The organism is Pseudomonas sp. BC42, from assembly GCF_021560055.1.
GTDB lineage: Bacteria > Pseudomonadota > Gammaproteobacteria > Pseudomonadales > Pseudomonadaceae > Aquipseudomonas.
On sequence record NZ_CP091067.1, the window covers coordinates 6,834,120 to 6,858,926 of the forward strand.

General features: G+C 59.3%; 25 protein-coding genes. 14 read left to right on the top strand and 11 right to left on the bottom strand.

Annotation, left to right across the window (positions count from 1 at the left end):
• Positions 1–171: 171 nt before the first annotated feature.
• Positions 172–459 carry a hypothetical protein gene (locus L1O02_RS30890; protein WP_060836817.1) on the bottom strand — a complete coding sequence of 96 codons (288 nt, stop codon included), beginning with the start codon at positions 457–459 and terminating at the stop codon, positions 172–174.
• 233 nt (positions 460–692) lie between these two features.
• Between L1O02_RS30890 and L1O02_RS30895 the strand changes: the two genes are divergently transcribed.
• Entirely contained in the window at positions 693–1,421 is a 729-nt protein-coding gene (locus tag L1O02_RS30895) for a response regulator transcription factor (protein ID WP_108544947.1), read from the top strand.
• A 27-nt stretch (positions 1,422–1,448) separates the two neighbouring features.
• Here the strand turns inward: L1O02_RS30895 and L1O02_RS30900 are convergent, their stop codons facing one another.
• From L1O02_RS30900 to dnaA, 9 genes are all read right to left on the bottom strand, one after another.
• Entirely contained in the window at positions 1,449–1,769 is a 321-nt protein-coding gene (locus L1O02_RS30900; RefSeq protein ID WP_181321588.1) for a hypothetical protein, read from the bottom strand.
• Positions 1,766–2,251, bottom strand: a complete 486-nt coding sequence (locus tag L1O02_RS30905; RefSeq protein WP_108544949.1) for a DUF4265 domain-containing protein — start codon at positions 2,249–2,251, stop codon at positions 1,766–1,768. The genes L1O02_RS30900 and L1O02_RS30905 overlap by 4 nt, the downstream gene beginning before the upstream one ends.
• A 56-nt stretch (positions 2,252–2,307) precedes the next feature.
• Positions 2,308–2,691, bottom strand: a complete 384-nt coding sequence (locus L1O02_RS30910; protein WP_108544950.1) for an Imm10 family immunity protein — start codon at positions 2,689–2,691, stop codon at positions 2,308–2,310.
• Positions 2,688–3,200 carry a DUF4265 domain-containing protein gene (locus L1O02_RS30915; RefSeq protein ID WP_108544951.1) on the bottom strand — a complete coding sequence of 171 codons (513 nt, stop codon included), beginning with the start codon at positions 3,198–3,200 and terminating at the stop codon, positions 2,688–2,690. The genes L1O02_RS30910 and L1O02_RS30915 overlap by 4 nt, the downstream gene beginning before the upstream one ends.
• Positions 3,201–3,388: 188 nt before the next feature.
• On the bottom strand, positions 3,389–3,904 hold the full coding sequence (locus L1O02_RS30920) for an Imm21 family immunity protein (RefSeq protein ID WP_108544952.1): 516 nt from the start codon (positions 3,902–3,904) through the stop codon (positions 3,389–3,391).
• A gap of 114 nt (positions 3,905–4,018) precedes the next feature.
• A complete protein-coding gene (gene gyrB / locus L1O02_RS30925) occupies positions 4,019–6,436 on the bottom strand; it encodes a DNA topoisomerase (ATP-hydrolyzing) subunit B (protein ID WP_060836809.1) in 2,418 nt (805 codons plus the stop codon).
• Between the two features lie 4 nt (positions 6,437–6,440).
• Positions 6,441–7,544: a DNA replication/repair protein RecF gene (recF, locus tag L1O02_RS30930; protein ID WP_060836808.1), complete on the bottom strand. Its 1,104-nt coding sequence runs from the start codon at positions 7,542–7,544 to the stop codon at positions 6,441–6,443.
• Positions 7,545–7,564: 20 nt separating this feature from the next.
• Complete coding sequence (dnaN, locus tag L1O02_RS30935) at positions 7,565–8,668, bottom strand: DNA polymerase III subunit beta (protein WP_009046209.1); 1,104 nt, start codon at positions 8,666–8,668, stop codon at positions 7,565–7,567.
• A 38-nt stretch (positions 8,669–8,706) separates the two neighbouring features.
• The gene (gene dnaA / locus L1O02_RS30940) at positions 8,707–10,248 is read right to left on the bottom strand and encodes a chromosomal replication initiator protein DnaA (RefSeq protein ID WP_060842037.1); all 1,542 of its coding nucleotides are present in this window, start codon (positions 10,246–10,248) and stop codon (positions 8,707–8,709) included.
• Positions 10,249–10,814: 566 nt separating this feature from the next.
• Here dnaA and rpmH point away from each other — a divergent pair.
• From rpmH to mnmE, 5 genes are all read left to right on the top strand, one after another.
• Positions 10,815–10,949 (top strand): 50S ribosomal protein L34, encoded by a 135-nt coding sequence (rpmH, locus tag L1O02_RS30945; protein WP_003213577.1) that lies wholly within the window; start codon positions 10,815–10,817, stop codon positions 10,947–10,949.
• Positions 10,950–10,965: 16 nt separating this feature from the next.
• Positions 10,966–11,367: a ribonuclease P protein component gene (rnpA, locus tag L1O02_RS30950; RefSeq protein WP_197662869.1), complete on the top strand. Its 402-nt coding sequence runs from the start codon at positions 10,966–10,968 to the stop codon at positions 11,365–11,367.
• Positions 11,360–11,605 (top strand): membrane protein insertion efficiency factor YidD, encoded by a 246-nt coding sequence (gene yidD, locus L1O02_RS30955; RefSeq protein WP_003213574.1) that lies wholly within the window; start codon positions 11,360–11,362, stop codon positions 11,603–11,605. Before rnpA ends, yidD begins: the two co-directional genes overlap by 8 nt.
• A 2-nt stretch (positions 11,606–11,607) precedes the next feature.
• A complete protein-coding gene (gene yidC / locus L1O02_RS30960) occupies positions 11,608–13,308 on the top strand; it encodes a membrane protein insertase YidC (protein WP_060841853.1) in 1,701 nt (566 codons plus the stop codon).
• 79 nt (positions 13,309–13,387) lie between these two features.
• Entirely contained in the window at positions 13,388–14,758 is a 1,371-nt protein-coding gene (mnmE, locus tag L1O02_RS30965) for a tRNA uridine-5-carboxymethylaminomethyl(34) synthesis GTPase MnmE (protein WP_060841852.1), read from the top strand.
• Positions 14,759–14,817: 59 nt separating this feature from the next.
• Here the strand turns inward: mnmE and L1O02_RS30970 are convergent, their stop codons facing one another.
• Positions 14,818–15,651 carry an AraC family transcriptional regulator gene (locus L1O02_RS30970; protein WP_108544953.1) on the bottom strand — a complete coding sequence of 278 codons (834 nt, stop codon included), beginning with the start codon at positions 15,649–15,651 and terminating at the stop codon, positions 14,818–14,820.
• Between the two features lie 292 nt (positions 15,652–15,943).
• Between L1O02_RS30970 and L1O02_RS30975 the strand changes: the two genes are divergently transcribed.
• The 8 genes from L1O02_RS30975 to atpB all read left to right on the top strand — a co-directional run bounded on the left by L1O02_RS30975 (position 15,944) and on the right by atpB (position 24,805).
• Entirely contained in the window at positions 15,944–17,350 is a 1,407-nt protein-coding gene (locus tag L1O02_RS30975) for an amino acid permease (protein WP_108544954.1), read from the top strand.
• Between the two features lie 10 nt (positions 17,351–17,360).
• Positions 17,361–18,185 carry a phytanoyl-CoA dioxygenase family protein gene (locus tag L1O02_RS30980; RefSeq protein ID WP_108545160.1) on the top strand — a complete coding sequence of 275 codons (825 nt, stop codon included), beginning with the start codon at positions 17,361–17,363 and terminating at the stop codon, positions 18,183–18,185.
• Between the two features lie 943 nt (positions 18,186–19,128).
• Positions 19,129–21,021: a tRNA uridine-5-carboxymethylaminomethyl(34) synthesis enzyme MnmG gene (gene mnmG / locus L1O02_RS30985; protein ID WP_060841847.1), complete on the top strand. Its 1,893-nt coding sequence runs from the start codon at positions 19,129–19,131 to the stop codon at positions 21,019–21,021.
• A gap of 5 nt (positions 21,022–21,026) precedes the next feature.
• Positions 21,027–21,662, top strand: a complete 636-nt coding sequence (gene rsmG / locus L1O02_RS30990) for a 16S rRNA (guanine(527)-N(7))-methyltransferase RsmG (RefSeq protein WP_173655969.1) — start codon at positions 21,027–21,029, stop codon at positions 21,660–21,662.
• Positions 21,663–21,680: 18 nt separating this feature from the next.
• The gene (locus L1O02_RS30995; RefSeq protein ID WP_060841845.1) at positions 21,681–22,478 is read left to right on the top strand and encodes a ParA family protein; all 798 of its coding nucleotides are present in this window, start codon (positions 21,681–21,683) and stop codon (positions 22,476–22,478) included.
• Positions 22,479–22,487: 9 nt separating this feature from the next.
• The gene (locus tag L1O02_RS31000) at positions 22,488–23,360 is read left to right on the top strand and encodes a ParB/RepB/Spo0J family partition protein (protein ID WP_047306723.1); all 873 of its coding nucleotides are present in this window, start codon (positions 22,488–22,490) and stop codon (positions 23,358–23,360) included.
• Positions 23,361–23,508: 148 nt separating this feature from the next.
• Positions 23,509–23,916 carry a F0F1 ATP synthase subunit I gene (locus tag L1O02_RS31005; RefSeq protein WP_016964883.1) on the top strand — a complete coding sequence of 136 codons (408 nt, stop codon included), beginning with the start codon at positions 23,509–23,511 and terminating at the stop codon, positions 23,914–23,916.
• A gap of 16 nt (positions 23,917–23,932) precedes the next feature.
• The gene (gene atpB / locus L1O02_RS31010; protein ID WP_060841844.1) at positions 23,933–24,805 is read left to right on the top strand and encodes a F0F1 ATP synthase subunit A; all 873 of its coding nucleotides are present in this window, start codon (positions 23,933–23,935) and stop codon (positions 24,803–24,805) included.
• Positions 24,806–24,807 lie beyond the last annotated feature (2 nt).

Genomic DNA, 24,807 nt, shown 5'->3' on the forward strand with positions numbered 1-24,807 from the left:
CCTTCAACGACGCACGCAAGCGCGCGTTGTGCCGCCAGCCTGGCGGTTGACACTCCCTGTGTCGGAGCACTTCCAGGTGCCCCCGTGTGCCACTCAGCGAGAGCCAATGTAGCGCCGCGGGAGCGGTCGGGGCGGTTTTGCAATATTTGTTCAGAATCATCGCCTCGCCCTCTAAAAGACCCAGCGGGGTGCCGGTGACTGCCAATCCGCGGGCAGGGCTGTCCGGTCCAGTAGTGGTTCGGCATCCAGGGTCTGGCTGGTTTCATGGCGGGCGGGCGAGGCCGCCGTCGAGTAAGCCTCGACCTTGGCGGCCTCACAGCAGGAGGCGGACGACGACGGCAACCCGCTGGCACTGATCCCCAGATAAGCCGCCAGCATCAAGCTGACCAGGCGCAGCGGATCATCGCCGTTGAACATTCTGACCAGCGCGACCTGGCCTTTGCTGAACATGTTCCCCATGGTTCTTTTCCTTGCTTGAGCGAGCCGGTATCGTGCTGCTGCGATAGCCCCCCAGGCACCCGTGCTCCAGGTGCCTTACCGGCTATTTGATATCAGCGTACCGAGGGAGCAGGGGCTCAAGAGCAAATCGCCATAATTGTTCAGAATCAGGCAAGACACCTAAACTTCCCCCAGCCTGAAGCCGCTTGGATCTCTGCCTCAGGGGCTCTTCGAACCATAAGGAACTGCCTGGCATGCGTGTCGCGATACTGGATGACGAACCCGCAGAACTGGCACGGGTTGAACAGACACTGCGAGAAATTCCCGGCCCCGGTGAAGCCGCCTGGACCCTGCATCGCTTCGAACGGGGCGAAGACCTGCTACGTCAGCTCCGGCGGGAAACCTTCGACCTGCTGATACTCGATTGGCAACTGCCGGACCTCAGCGGTCTGTCGTTGCTGCGCTGGACTCGGGAACACATGGATGCCCCTCCGGCCGCCATCATGCTCACCAGCCGCGACGCCGAGAGCGATATTGTCCAGGCCCTGAACACCGGCGCCGACGACTACTTGAGCAAACCGTTTCGTCCCAACGAACTCAAGGCCCGGGTCAATGCGGTGCTGCGCCGCCACGGTTTGCAGCGCAACGGCAGCGAAGAGCGCCAGAGCTTCAACGACCTGACCTTCGACGATGCCGAACTCACCGTGACCCGCGCCGGGGCCCCCATCAGCCTGACCGAACGCGAATACCGCCTGGCCCGCTGCCTGTTCGCCAACCTGGGCCGGCCACTGTCGCGGGAGTACCTGTACGAACGGTTCTGGACCCATGAGGAAATCGCTTCCTCACGGCCCCTGGACACCCACATCTACCGCTTGCGCAACAAACTGGGGCTGACCGCGGATCGCGGTTGGCAGCTGCTGACCATCTACGGCTATGGCTACCGGCTGGAAAGCGTCGCGTCGCCCGACCAGCAGGGCCACTGACCGCTGGCCGTCAAAAGCGGCTGGATATCACTCCGGGTCCTGCCAGACATCTTCATAGCCGTCGCGGTCGATGATGAAACGCGTCCCGCTCGGCAGGTACAGGTAATCGATCACCTCCGGCAACAGCTCCAGCAGATGCTCGGTGCACAGAGGCTGATAGAAATCCACGGCGGTGGAATGTTCGCCGCAGTGGATAAACCAACTGATCGTGCCGTTCTCCGGCAACTCGACCCGGGTGCCGTAGATGGGCGACTGCGCCAGGGAATGAGTGGCCAGTGCGATCATCGGCTCCGGCGCCTGGGGAGCGAGGTCGTAGCGCTCACAGACAAGCTGCTGTCTTTCGTTCATTGGTCCAGCCACCAATCGAGCAAGGTCTCGTCATCGGTGTCATCGAGGTTCTTGTAGATGTTGGCGTAGTACCACTCGATGCCCGTGGTCTCGCGGAAACGGTTGAAGAACCGCGCGATGTTGTCCATGCCGTTTCGCGCCGGCACCGACAAGGTCAGATTGCCCTTGTAGCGCCCGTCGAGCATGCCGCCCAGTTCGGAGGCCACATCCGCCGCCAGGGCAGTAATGTCGTCCTCGGGGATGTAATCCGCATAAATATGAATGCAGAAGTTGCCGCCACGCTTGATCACCACGGCGGGGGCCTGGGGGTCCTTGATCGAGATAATGTCGCCCTTGGCCAGGTTCAGCGTCAGCCCCGGTGAGTAGAGAATCTCGTAGCTGTCGTCATCGATCCGCCGTACATGCAGCGGCTCATAGACCGGGCCACGGTCGTTTTGCCCCGCGACCACGCGAATCGATATTTCCTGGTTTTCATCATCCATCACAAATTTCCGCGCGATTGCTGTTTTTTCAAAGGGTGAAAAGAGCCGAGCCGGGCTCAGCCGCGTAGCGGGGTCGACTGCTCGATGAACACCGCTCCAAGCGCCTGTTCGATGGCCGGATCGTCCTGCAGTTCAGGTGCCAGCAACAGCACCAGCCGATCCAGGCCCGCACACCAGGTGACGGAGCTGTCCATGCTGAAAATGATGCGCTCCTGTTCGATACGCACTTGCGCAACCCCGCCATAGCCGGAGAGGGCAGGACTGGAGATTTCCAGGTGGTAGGTGTCCTGGCCCAGGGCGGCGTCCTGTTCGTCGCATTCGGTACTGCGTTGCAACAACAGGTAGTGCTCGGGCTCGTCGGCGGTATCGGCAAAAGCCACAAGCCAGACATCGTCCTCCAGGGTTGCGCTGAAATAATTGGCAGGCCATTCAACGGTCATGCTTGAACCTCAAGTGAAGCCAGCGACAAGCACTCGCTCATGCGCGCAGGATCAATGTCCCCGTGCTGCAAACAGGCATCTTCATAAGCGATATGTTGGTCGTCGGTGATGGAAGACAGGTAGTGGTCGATGGCGCAAAAACTGACCTCGGGCGCGATGTCCACGGTGAACAGCGACAGGCCCCGGGTAAGCATGCACCGGGCGCCAAGGCTGCGCAGGTGCTGCACAATGCTCGAGCGCTCCGACTCGCGCTCGGCAAAAACCCGCAGCGTCGAGTGCCCGGATTGCCGCACCACGCCAGTCGCGATCAACTCGTGGGCATCGGCGCGAGTCAGCACCCAGTCCCCCTTGCTCACGCCGTAGAGATAGCAGGGCGTGTTATCCAACTCATAGACACCTGCGCCGCGTTGAATGCCCCACATCGATTCATACCCCACCGGTGGGTAACCGTCGGCATCGACGGTGAGCTTGAAAATGATCTTGTGAAACTGTGCTGTCGAGGTATCCATTCCTTCTCACCGAGGCGCCGCCATGGGCCTCACAAACTGCCCGTAAAAGAAGTTTTCCTCGAAGGAAAATATGACCTCTGCGCTATTCAGCATGACCAGGACCGTATTCTCATCGGACGGATAGAAAAAGTCGTCCCAGCATTTTATAAAAATATCCCTGTGCACCTGCGCTGCGCGGCACCTGAACCTCAGTACGGATGGACCCACTGACGAGGCACTATCTGGTGGATCAACAGGGCGGTATCGGGCGTGGGCTGGTAGCGGAATGTCGATACCTCGCTATGCGGCGACAACAGTTGAAGGCGCAGACACGCCTGTGGATCAAACCCGTCGACCCCATCAAACAGCACCAGCGCGTCGCTTGACCAATCAATACTCAACCGCTCGATCGGGGTAAGTGATCCAAACTCAAGCCGCTCAAGCTGCGCCAGCACCTCGGCCTCAGAAGGGGCGCAAATCCATCGGATAATCAGCAAGGCGTTGTCTGCCGTGGCAATCGCCGTGTCCAAAGGCTCGTCACCCAGGACAAGAATGTCGCCATCGACACCCTCCAGCCGGCCGGCATAGTCATCAATCTGACACGCCCTGTGGTAATCCGAGGGATGGCCGTCGAGGCCACGCCACATACCGGCCAAGCCTTCACCTATCACCACCAAGGGGCCACCGGAACTGGACAGCCATGGAGAAATCTTGAATCGACTCATAGGCTCCTTGCCTTCCTGTTAAGCAGAACAGCTACATGATCCACAGACAACACCGTGATGTCCGCGCAAAAAAAAGCCAACGCTAGGCGTTGGCTTTTGAGGTGCCGCTGCGGATCAGAAGTCCAGGTTGGACACCGCCAGGGCGTTGCTTTCGATGAAGTCGCGACGAGGCTCGACCGCATCACCCATCAGGGTGTTGAAGATCTGGTCGGCGCCGATGGCGTCTTCGATGGTCACCTTGAGCATGCGGCGCATGCTTGGGTCCATGGTGGTTTCCCACAGCTGGTCAGGGTTCATCTCGCCCAGACCTTTGTATCGCTGGATGGTGTGGCGCTTGGTGCTTTCCGCCATCAGCCAGTCCAGGGCTTCCTTGAACTCGGTGACGGCTTTCTTGCGTTCGCCGCGCTGAACATACGCGCCTTCGTCCAGCAGGGTGCTCAGTTGAGCGCCGAGGGAGACGACGGTCTTGTAGTCGTTGCTGCCGAAGAAGTCGCGGTTGAAGGTGACGTAGTTGGACAGGCCGTGGGAGATCAGCTCGACCTCTGGCAGCCAGACATTACGTTCACGGTCTTCCCGCAGGCTGGCCTTGTAGACCAGCCCGGACTTCTCGGACGTGCGCAGGCGGGCGTCGTACTTGGCCAGCCAATCCTGCATGGCGGCGTGGTCGGACAGTTGCTCCATGGTCACGGCCGGCAGGTAGATGAAGTGCTCGGTCAGCTCCTGCGGGTACAGGCGCGACAGGCGCTTGAGGGTCTTCATCACCATGCGGAAGTCGTTGACCAGGCGCTCCAGCGCCTCGCCGGAGATCCCCGGAGCTTCGTCGTTCAGGTGCAGGCTGGCATCTTCCAGAGCCGACTGGGTCATGTAGTCTTCCATGGCGTCGTCGTCTTTGATGTATTGCTCTTGCTTGCCTTTCTTGACCTTGTACAGCGGCGGCTGGGCGATATAGATGTAGCCGCGCTCGATCAGCTCCGGCAACTGACGGAAGAAGAAGGTCAGCAGCAGGGTACGGATGTGCGAACCGTCGACGTCAGCATCGGTCATGATGATGATGTTGTGATAACGCAGCTTGTCGATGTTGTACTCTTCGCGGCCGATGCCGCAGCCCAGCGCGGTGATCAGGGTGCCCACCTCTTGCGAGGAGATCATCTTGTCGAAGCGTGCCTTCTCGACGTTGAGGATCTTGCCCTTGAGCGGCAGGATCGCCTGGGTCTTGCGGTTGCGTCCCTGCTTGGCGGAACCGCCAGCAGAGTCACCTTCCACCAGGTAGAGCTCGGACAGGGCCGGGTCTTTTTCCTGGCAGTCCGCCAATTTGCCCGGCAGGCCGGCGATATCCAGGGCGCCTTTGCGGCGGGTCATTTCACGGGCTTTACGCGCCGCTTCACGAGCACGGGCAGCGTCGATCATCTTGCCCACCACCAACTTGGCTTCGTTGGGGTTTTCCAGCAGGAAGTCGGAGAAGTACTTGCCCATTTCCTGTTCGACCGCGGTCTTCACTTCGGAAGACACCAGCTTGTCCTTGGTCTGGGAGCTGAACTTCGGATCCGGCACCTTCACCGAGATGATTGCGGTCAGGCCTTCACGTGCGTCGTCACCGGTGGTGGCGACCTTGTGTTTCTTGGCCAGGCCTTCCTGCTCGATGTAGTTGTTCAGGTTACGGGTCAGGGCCGAACGGAAGCCCACCAGGTGGGTGCCGCCGTCGCGCTGAGGAATGTTGTTGGTGAAGCACAACAGGTTCTCGTTGAAGCTGTCGTTCCACTGCAGGGCGATTTCCACGCCGATGCCGTCTTCACGCTGGATATTGAAGTGGAACACCTGGTTGACCGCAGTCTTGTTGGTGTTCAGGTATTCAACGAAGGCACGCAGGCCGCCTTCGTACTTGAACAGTTCTTCCTTGCCGCTGCGCTCGTCCTTGAGGACGATGCCGACACCGGAGTTGAGGAAGGACAGTTCACGAATCCGCTTGGCCAGGACGTCCCAGCTGAAGTGGATGTTCTTGAAGGTTTCAGCCGAAGGCTTGAAGTGGATCTGGGTACCGGTGGTTTCGCTGTCGCCAACGATCTTCATCCGCTCTTGCGGAACACCGTGGACGTAAGTCTGTTCCCAGATCTTGCCGCTGCGGCGCACGGTGAGGATCAGCTCTTCGGACAGAGCGTTCACTACCGATACACCCACGCCGTGCAGGCCGCCGGAAACCTTGTAGGAGTTGTCATCGAACTTACCGCCGGCGTGAAGCACGGTCATGATGACCTCGGCCGCCGAGACGCCTTCTTCTTTGTGCACATCCACCGGGATGCCGCGACCGTTGTCGCGCACGGTGATGGATTCGTCCGGGTGGATGATGATGCTGATGTCGTCGCAATGACCGGCCAGCGCTTCGTCGATGGAGTTATCGACCACCTCGAACACCATGTGGTGCAGACCGCTGCCGTCATCGGTGTCGCCAATGTACATACCGGGACGTTTGCGTACGGCATCCAAACCTTTCAGCACCTTGATGCTGGTCGAGTCGTACGTATTTTCTTCGCTCATGCCTTCACTCCCGATGGTCGTGGGTCTGGGTGATACGGCCTTGTTCCACGTGGAACAAAGCGACTGGCGTTTCCGTCTGCCAGCCTTCCCTCAATAATTCGTGGTCTACACAGGTGATGAACACCTGGCAGCGTAAGTCTTCCAACAAGCGACAAAGTGCGCGGCGGTGCTGCTCGTCCAGCTCGGACGGCAAGTCATCCACCAGATAAATACACTGACCGCGACGGGCCTGGCTCACCAGGTGCCCCTGGGCAATGCGCAAGGCACAGACCACCAACTTCTGCTGGCCACGGGACAAGATGTCCGCGGCGTTGTGTCCGCCTAAGCGCAGACGCAAATCAGCACGTTGTGGACCGGCCTGGGTATGACCCATTTGCTGATCACGGTGCAGGGCGGTCGCGAGCACTTCACTGAGCTCTCGGTCCTTGTCCCAACCACGGTAATAGCTAAGCGTCAGGCCCTCGAGCTGCAGCAGCTCGCCCAAGGTCCGCTCAAAGACTGGTTTCAAGGCTTTGATGTAAGCGCGGCGGTATTCATCGATTTCAGCGCTGGCCTGACACAGTTCCCGGTCCCAGGCCGCTTGCGAAGCGGCGTCAAGTGTACCATGCCGCAGCCATGAGTTCCGCTGCCGCAGGGCCTTCTGCAGGCGCTGCCAAGTGGACATGAAGCGCGGTTCCACATGGAACACTCCCCAGTCCAGGAACTGCCGGCGGATCTTGGGAGCGCCTTCCAGCAGGCGAAAGCTGTCCGGGTTGATCAACTGCAGCGGCAGGATTTCCGCCAGCTGAGCGGCGCTGCGGGCATTCTGCCCGTCGATGCGGATCTGGAACTCCCCCTGGCGATCCCGGGATATTCCCAGGTTGCTGTGTCCGCCCTGGGCCAACTCCACCTGGCCAAACACGGTGCAGGCCAGTTGCTCGTACTGGATCACCGGTAACAGGCGGGCGCTGCGGAACGAGCGGGCAAGCCCCAGCAGGTGGATGGCTTCCAGCACGCTGGTCTTGCCACTGCCGTTGGCGCCGTAGAGAAGGTTGATGCGAGGAGAGGGGGAGAAGGTCACCGGGTGCAGATTGCGCACCGCGGTGACCGAGACGCGACTGAGGGACATCTAGCTTCTGCTGAGCATGATTACAGGCGCATCGGCATGACAACGTAAGCCGAGTCGTCGTTGTCGGATTCCTGCACCAGCGCACTGCTGTTGGAATCGGACAGGATCAGGCGAACCTGTTCGGTGGTCATCACGCCCAGTACGTCCAGCAGGTAGCTGACGTTGAAGCCGATTTCCAGCGAGCCGCCGTTGTATTCCACGCCCACTTCTTCTTCCGCTTCTTCCTGCTCCGGGTTGTTGGCCTGGATCTTCAGCTGACCATTGGCCAGTTGCAGACGGATGCCGCGGTACTTCTCGTTGGACAGGATCGCGGTGCGGCTGAAGGCTTCACGCAGGGCCTGACGGTCGCCCAATACCAGCTTGTCACCGCCTTTTGGCAGCACGCGCTCGTAGTCCGGGAACTTGCCGTCCACCAGTTTGGAAGTGAAGGTGAACTCGCCGGTGGTGGCGCGGATATGGTGCTGGCCCAGGACGATGCTGACGTTGCCGTCCGGCTCGGTGAGCAGGCGTGCCAGTTCCAGGATACCTTTGCGCGGCACGATCACCTGGTGACGATCGGGCTGACCGATATCCGCCTGCATCGAGCACATGGCCAGACGGTGACCGTCGGTGGCCACGGCGCGAATGATCCCGGCAGACACTTCCAGCAACATGCCGTTGAGGTAGTAGCGCACGTCCTGCTGGGCCATGGCGAAGCTGGTGCGCTCGATCAGGCGACGCAGCTTGCTCTGTTCCAGCTGGCAGGTCAGCGAGCCCGGGCCTTCTTCCACAGTCGGGAAGTCGTTGGCCGGCAGGGTCGACAGGGTGAAGCGGCTACGTCCGGCCTTCACCACCAGCTTCTGCTCGTCGACCTTGATGTCGATCAGGGCGTCGTTGGGCAGGCTCTTGCAGATGTCCATCAGCTTGCGCGCGGGAACGGTGATTTCCCCCGGTTCGGCTGGCTCTTCAAGTTGCACACGACCGACCAGCTCGACTTCCAGGTCGGTACCGGTCAGCGACAGTTGCTGGCCTTCGACAACCAGCAGCACGTTGGAAAGCACCGGCAAGGTCTGACGACGTTCGACGACGCCGGCGACCAGTTGCAGGGGTTTCAACAGGGCTTCGCGTTGAATGGTGAAATGCATGGTCTAGTCCCTTGCCTTAATAAGCTGCGTTGGAGTCATCAAGTGGTCAGAGTACGCAGCAGGTTCTTGTAGTCCTCGCGGATGTCCGCGTCGGATTCCTTAAGTTCATTGATCTTGCGGCAGGCGTGCAGCACCGTGGTGTGGTCGCGGCCGCCGAACACATCGCCGATTTCCGGCAGGCTGTGGTTGGTCAGTTCCTTGGACAGGGCCATGGCCACCTGACGCGGGCGGGCCACCGAACGCGAACGTCGCTTGGACAGCAGATCGGAAATCTTGATCTTGTAGTACTCGGCGACGGTGCGCTGGATGTTATCCACAGACACCAGCTTGTCCTGCAGGGCCAACAGGTCCTTCAGGGATTCGCGAATCAGCTCGATGGTGATGTCGCGGCCCATGAAGTGCGAGTGGGCAATGACCCGCTTGAGCGCGCCTTCCAGTTCACGGACGTTGGAGCGGATCCGCTGGGCAATGAAGAACGCCGCATCGTGGGGCAGTTCGACCTTGGCCTGGTCGGCCTTCTTCATCAGGATCGCGACCCGGGTTTCCAGTTCCGGCGGCTCGACCGCCACCGTCAGGCCCCAGCCGAAGCGGGACTTGAGGCGCTCTTCCAGGCCCTCGATCTCCTTCGGATAACGGTCGCTGGTGAGGATCACCTGCTGGCCGCCTTCGAGGAGGGCGTTGAAGGTGTGGAAAAACTCTTCCTGGGAACGCTCCTTGCGGGCGAAGAACTGAATGTCATCGATCAGCAGCGCATCGACCGAACGGTAGAAGCGCTTGAATTCGTTGATGGCATTGAGCTGCAACGCCTTGACCATGTCCGCCACGAAGCGCTCGGAATGCAGGTACACGACCTTGGCATTCGGGTTCTTCTTCAACAGGTGGTTACCCACAGCGTGCATCAAGTGGGTCTTACCCAAACCGACGCCGCCATACAGGAACAACGGGTTGTAGCCATGCTTGGGGTTGTCTGCCACCTGCCAGGCCGCCGCGCGGGCCAGCTGGTTGGACTTGCCCTCGACGAAGTTCTCGAAGGTGAAGGTGCGGTTCAGGTAACTGGTGTGCTTGAGCGCACCTTCCACCTGGACGGTACGTTGCTCGGCGCGTACCGGTGCCTGCTGCGAGCTGGCGCCCGCCATCGGGTCGAAGCTGTCACGAGAGGGTTCTTCGCTGACCTCGGCACTCTTCTGCGCCGCGGCTTTCTTGGCCGGAGCGGAAGTGGGTGCCGGAGTGGGCGCAGGAGCCGCCGCCGGGGTGGCATTGGCCGCTGCCGCTTGCAGCGCTTGCGAGGCAGCGGCGGCCAGTGGCGCATTAGGTGCAGCGCGAGGCGCCGAACTGCGTTTGCTGCCTATTAATAAGGAAAGAACCGGCGCACTGCCGTTGCCGTGTTCATCCAGCAGCTCGAGCACGCGCCCCAGGTACTTTTCGTTGACCCAATCGAGAACAAAACGATTCGGTGCGTAAACACGCAACTCGTCGCCTTCGGCTTCGACCTGTAGCGGACGGATCCAAGTGTTGAATTGCTGGGCAGGCAGCTCATCACGCAGAAGCTCCACGCACTGCTGCCAAAGTTCCACTGACACGGATATCCCCTAAGTTGAAAGCCGGTGAGGCAAAAACAAGCGGCCATTGTAGCGATCAGCCGCCCACTTATCCACATGTAGCGTGCCCTCAGGACACTAAGAATCAACGTCTTACCCCGAATAAACACGACCAGCGGTATGTGCATAAGCTCTGTGGATAACCCCACTTGAGGTCGTTGCACAACTCGGGTCGAAACGCTGTGGGTAAGTCGCCTGTGGATAACTGCTCGTTCCACGCACAGGTTTTCCGATAGCGCAGCACAGGGAGGACACCGTTTCTCAACCGTGTTGTCATTCTCTGTACAGTACGGAATAGAAGGGCTTAAGCCAGTTATCCACAGAAGGTGCCGTCCCTAGCCTTTATAAGCTTTACAGAAAAGCTTTAAATACTTTCCTTCTTTATTTTTATATCTACCTGACCCTGGCTCACAACCCCGTCCCCGGACATACATAGATAAAGGAAAAGCTGGTTGGAAATTGACCTAGAGGCTTGCTTTCTCTAGAATCGCCGATCTCTTAAAACGGGGGCCATTCCGGCCCGTTGTGGACGAACCAGGTAACACGACATGAAACGTACTTTCCAACCAAGCACTATCAAACGCGCTCGTACCCACGGTTTCCGTGCTCGCATGGCTACCAAGAACGGTCGTGCCGTCCTGTCGCGTCGTCGCGCCAAAGGTCGTGCGCGTCTGGCAGTTTGATAATCCGGCACTGGAGGTGAGTCAGGACTTCAGTCGGGAAAAGCGTCTGCTTACACCCCGGCACTTCAAGGCGGTCTTTGACTCCCCTACCGGCAAGGTTCCGGGGAAAAATCTCCTGCTCCTTGCGCGCAACAACGACCTGGATCATCCCCGTCTGGGGCTCGTGATCGGGAAAAAGAGCGTAAAGCTCTCCGTTGAGCGCAATCGCCTCAAGCGTCTGATGCGCGAATCGTTTCGTCTCCACCAGGATTCACTGGTCGGATGGGATATCGTTATCGTCGCGCGCAAAGGTTTGGGCGATGTAGAAAACCCCGAATTGATTCAGCATTTCGGCAAGCTCTGGAAACGTCTGGCACGCAACAAGCCGGAACCAGCAGTCAAATCCGAAACTGTAGGGGTAGACAGTCCTGATGCGTAAACTGGCACTCGTTCCGATCCAGTTTTACCGCTATGCCATTAGTCCTCTGATGGCCAATCACTGTCGTTTCTACCCCAGTTGTTCCTGCTACGCGTTAGAAGCCATCGAAAATCATGGCCTTCTGCGCGGTGGCTGGCTGACCTTTCGTCGTTTAGGTCGCTGTCATCCGTGGAATCCCGGTGGTTATGACCCGGTTCCACCTATCCCTACCTCCCGTTCTTCTTCGATGGCCGAGTAATCATGGATATCAAACGCACGATCCTGATCGTCGCCCTGGCAATCGTGTCCTATGTCATGGTTCTTAAATGGAACCAGGATTATGGCCAGGCTGCCCTGCCGACTCAGAATGTTGCTTCCAGCACGACCACTCCGGGCTTGCCGGACACGCCAAATGGCACTTCCGCTGCCAACGACGATATTCCGCGCGCAGCAAGCGACACCACTGCACCGGCTGAAGCGCCCGTTGCTGCAAGCAAAGATCTCATTCAGATCAAAACGGATGTGCTCGACCTGGCTGTCGATCCACAAGGTGGGGATATCGCGCAACTGCGTCTACCACTGTATCCACGCCGGCAGGATCACCCGGAAATCCCGTTCCAGCTGTTCGATAACGGCAACGAGCGGACTTACCTGGCGCAGAGCGGCCTGATTGGCAGCAGCGGCCCGGATGCCAACCCAGCCGGTCGCCCAATCTACTCGGCAGAGAAGAAAAGTTATCAACTGGCTGACGGTCAGGACCAATTGGTGGTCGACCTGAAGTTCAGCAAGGACGGCGTCCACTACATCAAGCGTTTCACCCTGAAACGTGGCCTGTATGACATCACCGTTTCCTACCTGATCGACAACGAAAGCGCACAACCTTGGACCGGTGCAATGTTTGCCCAGCTCAAGCGTGACGCCAGTTCCGATCCATCCTCCAGCACCGCCACCGGCACCGCGACTTACCTGGGCGCCGCCCTGTGGACAAGTTCCGAGCCGTACAAAAAAGTGTCCATGAAAGACATGGACAAGGTGAACGAGGATAAAACCAAGGCCCCGATCACTGAAAATGTTCAGGGTGGCTGGGTCGCTTGGCTGCAACACTACTTCGTGACCGCCTGGATTCCACCTAAGGGCGAAAACAACCAGGTTCTGGCGCGCAAGGACAGCAAAGGCAACTACATCATCGGCTACACCGGCCCTTCGATGACCGTTGCTCCAGGCGCCAAGGCCGAAACCAGCGCCATCCTGTACGCCGGTCCGAAAAGCCAGGCCGTGCTGAAAGAGTTGTCCCCAGGTCTGGAACTGACTGTCGACTATGGCTTCCTGTGGTTCATCGCCCAGCCGATCTTCTGGCTGCTGCAACATATCCACAGCCTGGTGGGTAACTGGGGCTGGTCGATCATCTTCCTGACCATGCTGATCAAGGGGATCTTCTTCCCACTGTCGGCTGCCAGCTACAAGTCGATGGCGCGCATGCGTGCCGTGGCCCCGAAACTGGCCGCGCTGAAGGAAAAATTCGGCGACGATCGTCAGAAAATGTCCCAGGCGATGATGGAGCTGTACAAGAAAGAGAAGATCAATCCGCTGGGCGGCTGCTTGCCGATCCTGGTGCAGATGCCGGTCTTCCTGTCCTTGTACTGGGTTCTCCTGGAAAGCGTGGAAATGCGCCAGGCGCCGTTCATGCTGTGGATTACCGACCTGTCGATCAAGGATCCGTTCTTCATCCTGCCGATCATCATGGGCGCCACCATGTTCATCCAGCAGCAGTTGAACCCGACACCTCCGGATCCGATGCAGGCCAAGGTGATGAAAATGATGCCAATCATCTTCACCTTCTTCTTCCTGTGGTTCCCGGCCGGTCTGGTGCTGTACTGGGTAGTGAACAACTGCCTGTCGATCGCTCAACAGTGGTACATCACTCGTAAGATCGAAGCGGCCACCAAGAAAGCGGCTGCCTGACCTACGCTGTGGATAACCACACAAGACGCCCCCTAGTGGGGCGTTTTGCTATCTGTCACTTTTGTCTGGATGTCGGGTTATGAATGTCCCTCGTGAAACCATCGCCGCCATCGCCACCGCCCAAGGCCGCGGCGGCGTGGGTATCGTAAGGATTTCCGGCCCCCTGGCGGGCATGGCGGCCAAGGCCATCAGCGGCCGTGAACTCAAGCCGCGGTTTGCCCATTACGGTCCGTTTCTCAGTGCAGGGGAAGAAGTTCTGGACGAGGGCATCGCCCTGTATTTTCCGGGGCCGAACTCCTTCACCGGGGAAGACGTCCTGGAACTGCAGGGCCATGGCGGCCCGATTGTTCTCGACATGCTGCTGCAGCGTTGCCTGGAACTGGGCTGCCGCCTGGCCCGGCCGGGAGAATTCAGTGAACGTGCATTCCTCAACGACAAGCTCGACCTGGCCCAGGCCGAAGCCATTGCCGACCTGATCGAAGCCAGTTCGGCACAGGCTGCGCGCAACGCCTTGCGTTCGTTGCAGGGGGCTTTCTCCCAGCGTGTGCATAACTTGACCGAGCAGCTGATCGCTTTGCGGATCTATGTCGAAGCGGCGATTGATTTTCCCGAGGAGGAAATCGATTTCCTCGCCGATGGCCATGTGTTGAGCATGCTCGATGCGGTGCGCGATGAGTTATCCACAGTACTGCGTGAAGCCGGGCAGGGCGCCTTGCTGCGTGACGGCATGACCGTGGTCATCGCCGGTCGTCCCAATGCCGGCAAATCCAGCCTGCTCAATGCCCTGGCCGGACGCGAGGCGGCAATCGTCACCGATATCGCCGGCACCACCCGGGACATCCTGCGCGAACATATCCACATCGATGGCATGCCACTGCATGTGGTGGATACTGCCGGCCTGCGGGATACCGAGGACCAGGTGGAAAAAATCGGTGTCGAACGGGCACTCAAGGCCATCAGCGAGGCCGACCGGGTGTTGCTGGTGGTGGACGCCACCGCGGCGGAAGCGGCGGACCCCTTCGCCCTGTGGCCGGAGTTTCTCGAGCAGCGGCCAGACCCGGCCAAGGTCACCCTGATTCGCAACAAGGCCGATCTGACCGGCGAACCCATCGCCCTGGAAACCTGTGATGACGGCCACGTCACCATCAGCCTCAGTGCCATGGCTGCCGGTAGCGGGCTCGAGCTGCTGCGCGACCACCTGAAAGCCTGCATGGGTTATGAGCAGACGTCCGAAAGCAGTTTCAGCGCACGCCGTCGGCACCTGGAGGCACTGCGCTACGCCAGTGCCGCCCTGGAACATGGCCGGGCACAGCTGACCCTGGCCGGTGCCGGCGAACTGCTGGCCGAGGACCTGCGCCAGGCTCAGCAATCGCTGGGGGAAATCACCGGTGCCTTCAGTTCCGATGACCTGCTGGGGCGAATCTTCTCCAGTTTCTGCATCGGCAAGTAGAGACCCCCGCAAAGGGCTCCGGCAGAGGTTATCCACAGCCCTGCCGGTAGCGCTCGGATTTACTCCACTGACAGGTAGATTCGTGTCTGCAGCTGTGCGGGCGGGGTGGTGCGCGGATCGTTTACGTACTCTTCGAACATCGGAAAATTCCCCGGCGTCAGGCCACTGTCCGGCAGCCACTCGGAGAACATCCAGGCATAGGCTTTGCCCATCTCGTTGTAGGGACCAACGTAATTCAGGATGGCGTAGCGCCCTTGAGGGATTTCGAACCTTTCCAGCGTTTCACCCAGATCGGCATCAGGCGCGACACAAACTCCGGCCAGGGAACGCAATTGCTCGGTCGGAACCTGCTCGGGATCGTTGAAATACACACCGAACCCGCAGGCGGTCGGGTGCATGAGCCCCTGGCTGGCGGCCAACATGAACACACGGGCGAACACCGGACCGATTTCCTGATAGGAACCCTGATGAGGCAATGCCGCCAGGACAACGCCGGGGAAATGTTCAACGGTAATGGGGTACATATTTGACTCCTTGGGGTCGAAAGGACGGGAACGGGTTGCGCGATAACGCCCTGGTGGCAACCCGAAAACGCCAGAGAATGCCCGGTTGAAGGCTGCTCCCGATTCGTACCCGGCACGCAAGGCCACCTCGGCCAGGTCCTCTCGGGTACCTGCCAGCGCCGCGGCGGCCAGATGCATGCGCATCCGTTGCACCGTGGCGTTCAGCGTTTCTCCCATCATCGCGCGGTAAATGCGGTGAAAGTGGTAAGCCGACATACAGGCCAGGTCCGCCAGGTGGTACAGGTCCGGATCGCTGTTTGGATGGCTTGCCAGCCAACGCAGCACCGGCTCCATGCGCTGGCCGTAATGGATTCGGGTTGCAGGTTTCATAAGGCCTCCTTGGCACTCCACTGTAGCGACGGCAGATTTGCAGATTTTGCGATTTTTACCGGCCCAGGGGAGAGCGACGTTACCTTTACCCCCCTCCCGCGCGTCAGTTGACCAAGCTGCGGTCTTGAGTAACAACCCTCTTTCGAAGATGGGGCATTTTTCCTTGTTTTTCCGCAAAAAACGGTCTTTTTGCCGTTTTTTAGTGAGTTTCCCAAGTGGTACCTGATTTGCATCCTGGTGGATGGACAGGTTTGTACACCTGAGGAAACGGTCCGGCATTCAAGGAATAGAAATGGCTAACGCGAATTCTGCATTGCACCGTGGCTTGAGTACCCGGCATATCCGCTTCATTGCGTTGGGTTCTGCCATCGGCACGGGCCTGTTCTACGGTTCGGCGGCGGCGATCCAACGGGCCGGCCCTTCGGTTCTGCTGGCCTACCTGATTGGCGGAGCGGCCATCTACCTGACCATGCGCGCCCTGGGGGAAATGGCGGTGAGGACACCGGTTTCCGGCTCCTTCGGACAATACGCCAGCACCTACCTGGGGCGTTTCCCGGGTTTCCTGACCGGCTGGAGCTACGCCTTCTCGATGCTCATGGTGTGCCTGGCGGACGTCACCGCCTTTGGCGTCTACATGGGCCTGTGGTTTCCCGAAACCCCCAGGTGGATCTGGGTACTGAGCATCGTCCTGGGGATCGGCGCCTTGAACCTGTGCAGCGTCCGGGTGTTCGGCGAGCTGGAGTTCTGGCTGTCGATGCTCAAGGTGGGCGCCATCGTGGCCATGATCGTCGGCGGTTTTACCCTGCTGTTCTTCGGCATCCAGCTCGGAGGCGAACAAAGCCGTGGAGGGCTGGGCAATCTCTGGGAGTACGGCGGTTTTTTCCCGAATGGCGTCGAGGGCATGATCGCCTCCTTCACCATTGTCATGTTCGCTTTTGGCGGAATCGAAGTCATAGGCATCACTGCCGGTGAGGCCAAGGATCCGCAACGCATGATTCCCAAGGCCATCAACTCCGTGCCATTGCGGATCCTGATCTTCTACGTGTTCACCTTGCTGATCCTGTTGACGCTGGCCCCCTGGTCGAGCATCGGCAGCCATGGCAGCCCGTTCGTGCAGATCTTCAGCAGCCTGGGGATAGATTCGGCGGCCACGGTGCTGAACATCGTGGTGATTTCGGCAGTGGTGTCGGCCATCAACAGCGATATCTTCAGTGCCGGCCGCATGATGTACGGCATGGCAGCCATCGGTCAGGCGCCGGCGGTATTTGCCAAAACCTCACGCTTCGGCGTGCCCTGGATGACGGTGCTGGTGATGTCGCTGGCGCTGCTGCTGGGAGTGCTCCTCAATTACTGGGTGCCGGAGCGACTGTTCCTGATCTTTGCTTCCCTGGTGACGTTTTCCGTGGTCTGGGTCTGGTTGATGATCCTGCTGTCGCAGATTGCCATGCGCCGGAGCCTGACAACCCGAGAAGTCCGCGAGCTGCAGTTTCCGGTGCCCCTGGGAATCGCCGGCCAGGCCTGCGCCGTGGTTTTCATGCTGTTCATCTTTGTCGTGCTGGGGGCTTTTACCGACACACGCCTGGCGCTGTATGTGGGAGTGGGCTGGCTGGCACTGCTGTCGCTGGCCTACTGGATCTGGATCAGACCGGTCGCTGTGCACGGGGTTGTGACCGAGCCTGGCCTTGAAACTCATCAATAGGGACATGTCCATGCGAACATTCGAGTTGCCGCCTGCCACTGTGGAAGCCTTCCAGCGTGATGGGGCGGTGTGCATTCGCCAGTTGTTCAGCGCAGATGAAGTGGCGCTGTTGGAGCGGGGTATCGAACACAATCTGGCGCAACCCAGCGAGCGGGCCAAGGTCGCCAGCCAGCCCGACGATCCCGGCTGGTTTTTCGAGGACTTCTGCAACTGGCAAGAGAATCCCGATTATCGACGCTTCATCTTCGACAGCCGGGTTGGCCATGTGGCCGCGCAGTTGATGGGTTGTCCACAGGCTCGGCTGTATCACGACCATCTGCTGGTCAAGGAACCCAATACCCGGCAGCGCACTCCCTGGCATCAGGACCAGCCCTACTACAACGTCGAGGGGCGACAGAACTGCAGCATGTGGATGCCTGTGGACCCGGTTGCGCGGGAGTCGACCCTGGAGTTTGTCGCCGGTTCGCACCTGGGGCCCTGGCTGATGCCCCGAACCTTCCTGGATAACCAGGCCAAGTGGTTCCCCGAAGGCAGCCTCGCGGATCTTCCGGACATCGAGGCCAATCGAGGCGCATGGAACATTCTTGGCTGGGACCTGCAGCCCGGGGATGCGGTGTTTTTCCACATGCTGACCTTGCATGCTGCCGGTGGTGTCGGTGGCGATCGGCGACGACGTGCCTTCTCCCTGCGCTTTCTGGGGGAGGACATGCGACACGCCCCCAGGCCCTGGCGCACGTCACCGGAGTTTCCCGGGCTGGCCTCGCAACTGCCGGCCGGGGCGCCGATGGAACATGAACTCTTTCCTTGCCTATGGACGGAGCGGTCGCGGTTTTAAGCCGTTGTGGCCCGCGGCAGAATCGGAATCAGCTGATAGGCATACAACCAAACCCCGACCAGCATGCGCGATCGCTGCCTCAAATGGATGGAAGGTGTTTATGCGCTTTTTTAGCTATCTCGCGGTACTCGGTCTGAGCCTTGTCTGCCAAGGCACCTGGGCTCAGCTTTCTTCGAATCAGGCCCCTGCGCCAGAGCAGGTGGCCACGTCTGTCACCGCAGAAACTGAAGTCGCCCCTCTCGACGATGGAAGAGTGGCTGGGCCGTCTGCATCCGCCGATAGAGCAGTGGACGCGCCGGTGAGCGAAGCGCCCCCAAGCGGCACCAAGCAGTATTGGGCACTGCTGGTGGTTGTGCTGCTGGGATTGAGCTGGTGGGTCCAGGGGCGCTTGGTCAAACGGCCCGAGTAATACCGCTTATCCACAGACAGGCTCCTGCGGCCTGTCTGTTTCTGCTCCCTCTCTGATAACCATTGAATGCGCTGCAAGCCAGAGCCGTGTCCGGATGACCCCGGGCACGGCTTTTTTCTGTGGATTAAGCCCTGTGAATAACTGCCCTCCAGCTCGGTTGATAACCGGGCTTCAAAACTGAGGAAAAACCGCTCTGTGGATAACCACCCCATTCATCCACAGGTTTAAACCGCTTATCCAAGGGCCTCCTGGCCACCTAACCACAGAGTTTAAAACCTCTGTACATATTGAATATGAAGGGCTGTAGCGATCTATCCACAGAAAGGCATGTGCATAAGAATAAACATAAAAACAAGGATTTAATAAATTTCTCTCTTTTAATTTCTATTGACCGTGATTCATCCACAGCTGGTTAAATTTTGTGCAAAGGGTTCTTTAGGAAGGGCTAAGTCCCTATACTTGCCGCCTTGGTCCAAAAACCAACCCGACAACTACTCCTAATTACTCCTACTTGAAGCAGGCACGAGGTGCGTGGTGGATTTCCCTTCCCGTTTTGAAGTGATCGTCATCGGCGGCGGTCATGCCGGTACCGAGGCAGCACTTGCATCAGCACGCATGGGGGCCAAAACCCTGTTGCTGACGCATAACGTGGAAACCCTCGGAGCAATGAGCTGCAACCCCGCGATTGGCGGGATCGGCAAAAGCCATCTGGTCAAGGAGATCGATGCCCTCGGCGGCGCGATGGCCATGGCTACCGATAAAGGTGGTATTCAGTTTCGTGTGTTGAACAGCCGCAAAGGCCCAGCCGTGCGCGCAACCCGCGCCCAGGCCGACCGCGTTCTGTACAAGGCCGCGGTGCGCGAGATTCTCGAGAACCAGCCCAACCTGTGGATATTTCAACAAGCCGCTGATGACCTGATCGTGGAACAGGATCAGGTGCGGGGCGTGGTCACCCAGATGGGACTGCGCTTCTTCGCCGAGTCCGTGGTACTGACCACCGGAACCTTCCTCGGCGGACTTATCCACATTGGCATGCAGAACTACTCCGGCGGCCGGGCGGGTGATCCGCCCTCTATCGCCCTCGCACAACGTCTGCGGGAGTTGCCACTGCGGGTCGGCCGCTTGAAAACCGGTACTCCGCCACGCATCGATGGCCGATCTGTGGATTTCTCGGTCATGACCGAACAGCCTGGGGATACACCGATTCCGGTGATGTCGTTCCTCGGCTCGAAAGAACAGCATCCGCAACAGGTCAGTTGCTGGATTACCCACACCAACGCCCGCACCCACGAGATCATCGCCTCGAACCTCGATCGTTCGCCGATGTACTCCGGCGTGATCGAAGGCATTGGCCCGCGTTACTGCCCGTCGATCGAAGACAAGATCCATCGTTTTGCCGACAAGGAAAGCCATCAGGTGTTTATCGAACCTGAAGGCCTGACCACTCATGAGCTGTACCCGAACGGGATATCCACATCCCTGCCGTTCGACGTGCAGTTGCAGATCGTGCAATCGATCCGCGGCATGGAAAATGCCCATATCGTGCGTCCCGGCTATGCCATCGAATACGACTACTTCGATCCCCGCGACCTCAAGTACAGCCTGGAAACCAAGGTGATCGGCGGTCTGTTCTTCGCCGGCCAGATCAACGGCACCACCGGTTATGAAGAGGCCGGTGCCCAAGGTCTGCTGGCCGGGGCCAACGCCGCCTTGCGCGCCAAGGGCAAAGACAGCTGGTGCCCGCGTCGCGATGAGGCCTACATCGGTGTGCTGGTCGATGACCTGATTACCCTGGGTACCCAGGAACCGTACCGGATGTTCACTTCCCGGGCCGAATACCGCTTGATTCTGCGGGAAGACAACGCCGATCTGCGCCTGACCGAGAAGGGCCGCGAACTGGGGCTGGTGGATGACGTGCGCTGGGCGGCGTTCTGCAAGAAACGCGAAGGCATTGCCCAGGAAGAGCAACGCCTGAAGTCCACTTGGGTCCGTCCGGGCACCGAACAGGGCGATGCGATCGCCCAGAAATTCGGCACGCCGCTGACTCATGAGTACAACCTGTTGAATCTGCTGAGCCGTCCGGAAATCGACTACGCTGGTCTGGTCGAAGTGACCGGGCAGGGCGCTGAAGATCCACAAGTGGCCGAACAGGTCGAAATCAAGACCAAGTACGCCGGCTACATCGATCGTCAGCAGGACGAAATTGCCCGTCTGCGCGCCAGTGAAGACACCAAACTGCCTGTGGATATCGATTACACCGGCATTTCCGGACTGTCGAAGGAAATCCAGAGCAAGCTCGGCGCGACCCGTCCGGAAACCCTGGGCCAGGCGTCGCGGATCCCGGGCGTTACCCCGGCGGCCATTTCCCTGTTGATGATTCACCTGAAAAAACGCGGCGCCGGCCGTCAGTTGGAGCAAAGCGCTTGAGTTCAATGGTCACCTCGCAACACGCGGACGAGTTATCCACAGGTGCACGCCAGCTCGGTGTCAATCTGAGCGCAACCCAGCACGAACTGCTGCTGGGTTACCTGGCCCTGTTGATCAAGTGGAACAAGGCTTACAACCTGACCGCGGTACGCGATCCCGACGAAATGGTCTCTCGTCACTTGCTCGATAGCCTGAGCGTGATGTCGTTCATCGAAAACGGTCGCTGGCTGGATGTCGGTAGCGGCGGCGGGATGCCCGGTATCCCTCTGGCGATCCTGTTTCCCGAGTCGCAAGTCACCTGTCTGGACAGCAACGGCAAGAAAACCCGCTTTCTGACTCAGGTCAAACTCGAACTCAAGCTGGATAACCTGCAAGTTATCCACAGCCGGGTCGAAGCCTTCACCCCTGAATTGCCGTTCAACGGGATCATTTCCCGGGCATTCAGCAGTATGGAGAACTTCACCAGCTGGACCCGCCACCTGGGCGACCGCGATACACGCTGGCTGGCAATGAAGGGCGTCCATCCCTCTGATGAGCTGTTAGCATTGCCGGCAGACTTCCACCTCGATAGCGAACACGCCTTGGCCGTACCCGGTTGCCAAGGCCAACGCCATCTGCTGATACTGCGCCGCACGGCATGATTGGGAACACAAGCAAGAATGGCTAAGGTATTCGCGATAGCGAACCAGAAAGGTGGCGTGGGCAAGACCACCACCTGCATCAACCTCGCAGCATCCCTGGTAGCGACCAAGCGCCGGGTGCTGTTGATCGATCTTGATCCACAGGGCAACGCCACCATGGGTAGCGGTGTGGATAAACATGGTTTGGAAAACTCGGTCTATGACCTGCTGATCGGCGAATGCGACCTGGCCCAGGCCATGCACTTCTCCGAGCACGGCGGTTATCAACTGCTGCCGGCCAACCGCGACCTGACCGCGGCGGAAGTGGTTCTGCTGGAAATGCAGATGAAGGAAAGCCGTCTGCGCAGCGCCCTGGCGCCGATCCGCGAGAACTACGACTACATTCTGATCGACTGCCCGCCGTCGCTGTCGATGCTAACCCTCAACGCGCTGGTGGCCGCCGATGGGGTCATTATCCCCATGCAGTGCGAGTACTACGCGCTGGAAGGCTTGAGCGACCTTGTGGATAACATCAAGCGCATCGCTGAACTGCTCAATCCGCAACTCAAGATCGAAGGCTTGCTGCGGACCATGTTCGATCCGCGGCTGAGCCTGATGAACGATGTTTCCGCACAGCTCAAGGAACACTTCGGTGATCAGCTGTACGACACCGTGATTCCGCGCAACATCCGTTTGGCCGAGGCGCCGAGCTACGGCATGCCGGCATTGGCGTACGACAAACAATCCCGTGGCGCGCTGGCCTATCTGGCCCTGGCGGGCGAGATGGTTCGCCGGCAACGTAAACAATCCCGCGCCGCAGCCGCCCAGCCAACTTAAGGAATCCCCATGGCCGTCAAGAAACGTGGTCTCGGACGTGGACTGGATGCACTGTTGAGTGGTCCGACTGTCAGCGCCCTTGAAGAACAAGCGGTGCAGGCCGACCAGCGCGAGTTGCAGCACCTGCCCCTGGACCTGATCCAGCGCGGCAAGTACCAGCCGCGCCGGGACATGGATCCTCAGGCGCTGGAAGAACTGGCGAACTCCATCAGGACCCAGGGCGTGATGCAGCCGATCGTGGTGCGCCCTATCGGTGGTGGTCGTTTCGAGATCATCGCCGGCGAACGCCGCTGGCGTGCCAGCCAGCAGGCTGGCCAGGAAACCATCCCGGCGATGGTTCGCGATGTGCCGGATGAAACCGCCATCGCCATGGCGTTGATCGAGAACATCCAGCGCGAAGACCTCAATCCCATCGAGGAAGCGGTGGCCCTGCAGCGTCTGCAGCAGGAGTTCCAACTGACCCAGCAGCAGGTCGCCGAGGCCGTGGGCAAGTCCCGCGTCAGCGTGGCCAACCTGCTGCGCCTGATTGCCTTGCCTGAGGTGATCAAGACCATGCTGTCCCACGGCGACCTGGAAATGGGTCATGCCCGGGCCTTGCTCGGATTGCCGGAAAATCAACAGGTTGAAGGGGCGCGACATGTTGTCGCACGAGGCCTCACCGTACGCCAGACCGAAGCCCTGGTTCGCCAGTGGCTGAGTGGAAAACAGGAGCCTGCTGAACCGGTCAAGCCAGACCCGGATATCGCCCGTCTCGAGCAACGCCTGGCCGAGCGCCTAGGCTCTGCGGTGCAGATCCGCCACGGAAAGAAGGGCAAGGGACAGTTGGTGATCGGCTACAACTCCCTGGACGAGCTGCAAGGTGTCCTTGCCCACATCCGCTGAAACATTTCCTTATGTAGCGTGCAGTCGGAAATCACTACCCGGCAGTTGAATAGGGGCTGAACCGCCCCTATACTCTGCGCGCATTTTGTCGGCACAAATTATGCCAAGTTATTGAATTCTGGCAGCCGACCCTTGAGGAGCAAGAGCGATGGAAACCCGCACGCCAAACCGCTTGCCGTTTCATCGCTTGGCGGTTTTTCCGGTGTTACTGGCTCAGTTGGTCATTCTACTGATAGCCGCTCTGGCGCTCTGGCAATGGCGTGGAGTCGTAGCCGGATACTCAGGCCTTTGCGGAGGACTGATAGCCTTGCTACCCAATGTGTATTTCGCTCACAGGGCATTTCGGTTTTCCGGCGCCCGAGCGGCCCAAGCCATCGTCCGGTCTTTTTATGCCGGTGAGGCGGGCAAACTGATTTTGACGGCTGTGCTGTTTGCACTGACGTTCGCAGGTGTGAAGCCATTGGCGCCGCTGGCTGTATTCGGCGTCTTCGTGCTGACCCAACTGGTCAGCTGGTTCGCTCCCCTGCTAATGAGAACAAGACTTTCGAGACCTTAGGGCGTTTGAGGCAACCATGTCAGCAGAAACAACCGCTTCGGGCTATATCCAGCACCACTTGCAGAACCTGACCTTCGGTCAGCTACCCAATGGGAGCTGGGGCTTTGCCCACTCCGCAGCAGAAGCCAAGCAAATGGGCTTCTGGGCATTCCACGTCGATACCCTCGGCTGGTCTGTCGCACTGGGTGTGATCTTCATTCTTCTGTTCCGCATGGCGGCCAAGAAGGCGACTTCCGGCGTGCCGGGCGCTTTGCAGAACTTCGTAGAAGTCATGGTTGGCTTCGTCGATGGCAGCGTGAAGGACAGTTTCCATGGTCGCAGCCCGGTGATCGCACCGCTGGCACTGACCATTTTCGTCTGGGTGTTCCTGATGAACGCCATCGACCTGGTACCGGTGGACTGGATTCCACAACTGGCCATGTTGATCTCGGGCGATCCGCACATTCCATTCCGTGCTGTGTCCACCACTGACCCGAACGCCACCCTGGGCATGGCCCTGTCGGTGTTCGCGCTGATCATTTTCTACAGCATCAAGGTCAAGGGTTTCGGCGGCTTCATCGGCGAACTGACCCTGCATCCGTTCGGCAGCAAGAACATCCTGGTTCAGGCGCTGCTGATTCCGGTGAACTTCCTGCTGGAGTTCGTGACCCTGGTAGCCAAGCCTATCTCTCTGGCACTGCGTCTGTTCGGCAACATGTATGCCGGCGAACTGGTGTTCATCCTGATCGCTGTGATGTTCGGCAGCGGCCTGCTGTGGCTCAGCGGCATGGGTGTGGTTCTGCAATGGGCGTGGGCTGTGTTCCACATCCTGATCATCACCCTGCAGGCCTTTATCTTCATGATGCTGACCATCGTCTACCTGTCGATGGCACACGAAGAGAACCATTAAGA

Bases quoted from the DNA above. Each gene is read 5' to 3' on its own strand.
- L1O02_RS30890 (WP_060836817.1), bottom strand. From the start codon at position 459: ATGGGGAACATGTTCAGCAAAGGCCAGGTCGCGCTGGTCAGAATGTTC.
- L1O02_RS30895 (WP_108544947.1), top strand. From the start codon at position 693: ATGCGTGTCGCGATACTGGATGACGAACCCGCAGAACTGGCACGGGTT.
- L1O02_RS30900 (WP_181321588.1), bottom strand. From the start codon at position 1,769: ATGAACGAAAGACAGCAGCTTGTCTGTGAGCGCTACGACCTCGCTCCC.
- L1O02_RS30905 (WP_108544949.1), bottom strand. From the start codon at position 2,251: ATGGATGATGAAAACCAGGAAATATCGATTCGCGTGGTCGCGGGGCAA.
- L1O02_RS30910 (WP_108544950.1), bottom strand. From the start codon at position 2,691: ATGACCGTTGAATGGCCTGCCAATTATTTCAGCGCAACCCTGGAGGAC.
- L1O02_RS30915 (WP_108544951.1), bottom strand. From the start codon at position 3,200: ATGGATACCTCGACAGCACAGTTTCACAAGATCATTTTCAAGCTCACC.
- L1O02_RS30920 (WP_108544952.1), bottom strand. From the start codon at position 3,904: ATGAGTCGATTCAAGATTTCTCCATGGCTGTCCAGTTCCGGTGGCCCC.
- gyrB (WP_060836809.1), bottom strand. From the start codon at position 6,436: ATGAGCGAAGAAAATACGTACGACTCGACCAGCATCAAGGTGCTGAAA.
- recF (WP_060836808.1), bottom strand. From the start codon at position 7,544: ATGTCCCTCAGTCGCGTCTCGGTCACCGCGGTGCGCAATCTGCACCCG.
- dnaN (WP_009046209.1), bottom strand. From the start codon at position 8,668: ATGCATTTCACCATTCAACGCGAAGCCCTGTTGAAACCCCTGCAACTG.
- rpmH (WP_003213577.1), top strand. From the start codon at position 10,815: ATGAAACGTACTTTCCAACCAAGCACTATCAAACGCGCTCGTACCCAC.
- yidD (WP_003213574.1), top strand. From the start codon at position 11,360: ATGCGTAAACTGGCACTCGTTCCGATCCAGTTTTACCGCTATGCCATT.
- yidC (WP_060841853.1), top strand. From the start codon at position 11,608: ATGGATATCAAACGCACGATCCTGATCGTCGCCCTGGCAATCGTGTCC.
- mnmE (WP_060841852.1), top strand. From the start codon at position 13,388: ATGAATGTCCCTCGTGAAACCATCGCCGCCATCGCCACCGCCCAAGGC.
- L1O02_RS30970 (WP_108544953.1), bottom strand. From the start codon at position 15,651: ATGAAACCTGCAACCCGAATCCATTACGGCCAGCGCATGGAGCCGGTG.
- L1O02_RS30975 (WP_108544954.1), top strand. From the start codon at position 15,944: ATGGCTAACGCGAATTCTGCATTGCACCGTGGCTTGAGTACCCGGCAT.
- L1O02_RS30980 (WP_108545160.1), top strand. From the start codon at position 17,361: ATGCGAACATTCGAGTTGCCGCCTGCCACTGTGGAAGCCTTCCAGCGT.
- rsmG (WP_173655969.1), top strand. From the start codon at position 21,027: ATGGTCACCTCGCAACACGCGGACGAGTTATCCACAGGTGCACGCCAG.
- L1O02_RS30995 (WP_060841845.1), top strand. From the start codon at position 21,681: ATGGCTAAGGTATTCGCGATAGCGAACCAGAAAGGTGGCGTGGGCAAG.
- L1O02_RS31000 (WP_047306723.1), top strand. From the start codon at position 22,488: ATGGCCGTCAAGAAACGTGGTCTCGGACGTGGACTGGATGCACTGTTG.
- L1O02_RS31005 (WP_016964883.1), top strand. From the start codon at position 23,509: ATGGAAACCCGCACGCCAAACCGCTTGCCGTTTCATCGCTTGGCGGTT.
- atpB (WP_060841844.1), top strand. From the start codon at position 23,933: ATGTCAGCAGAAACAACCGCTTCGGGCTATATCCAGCACCACTTGCAG.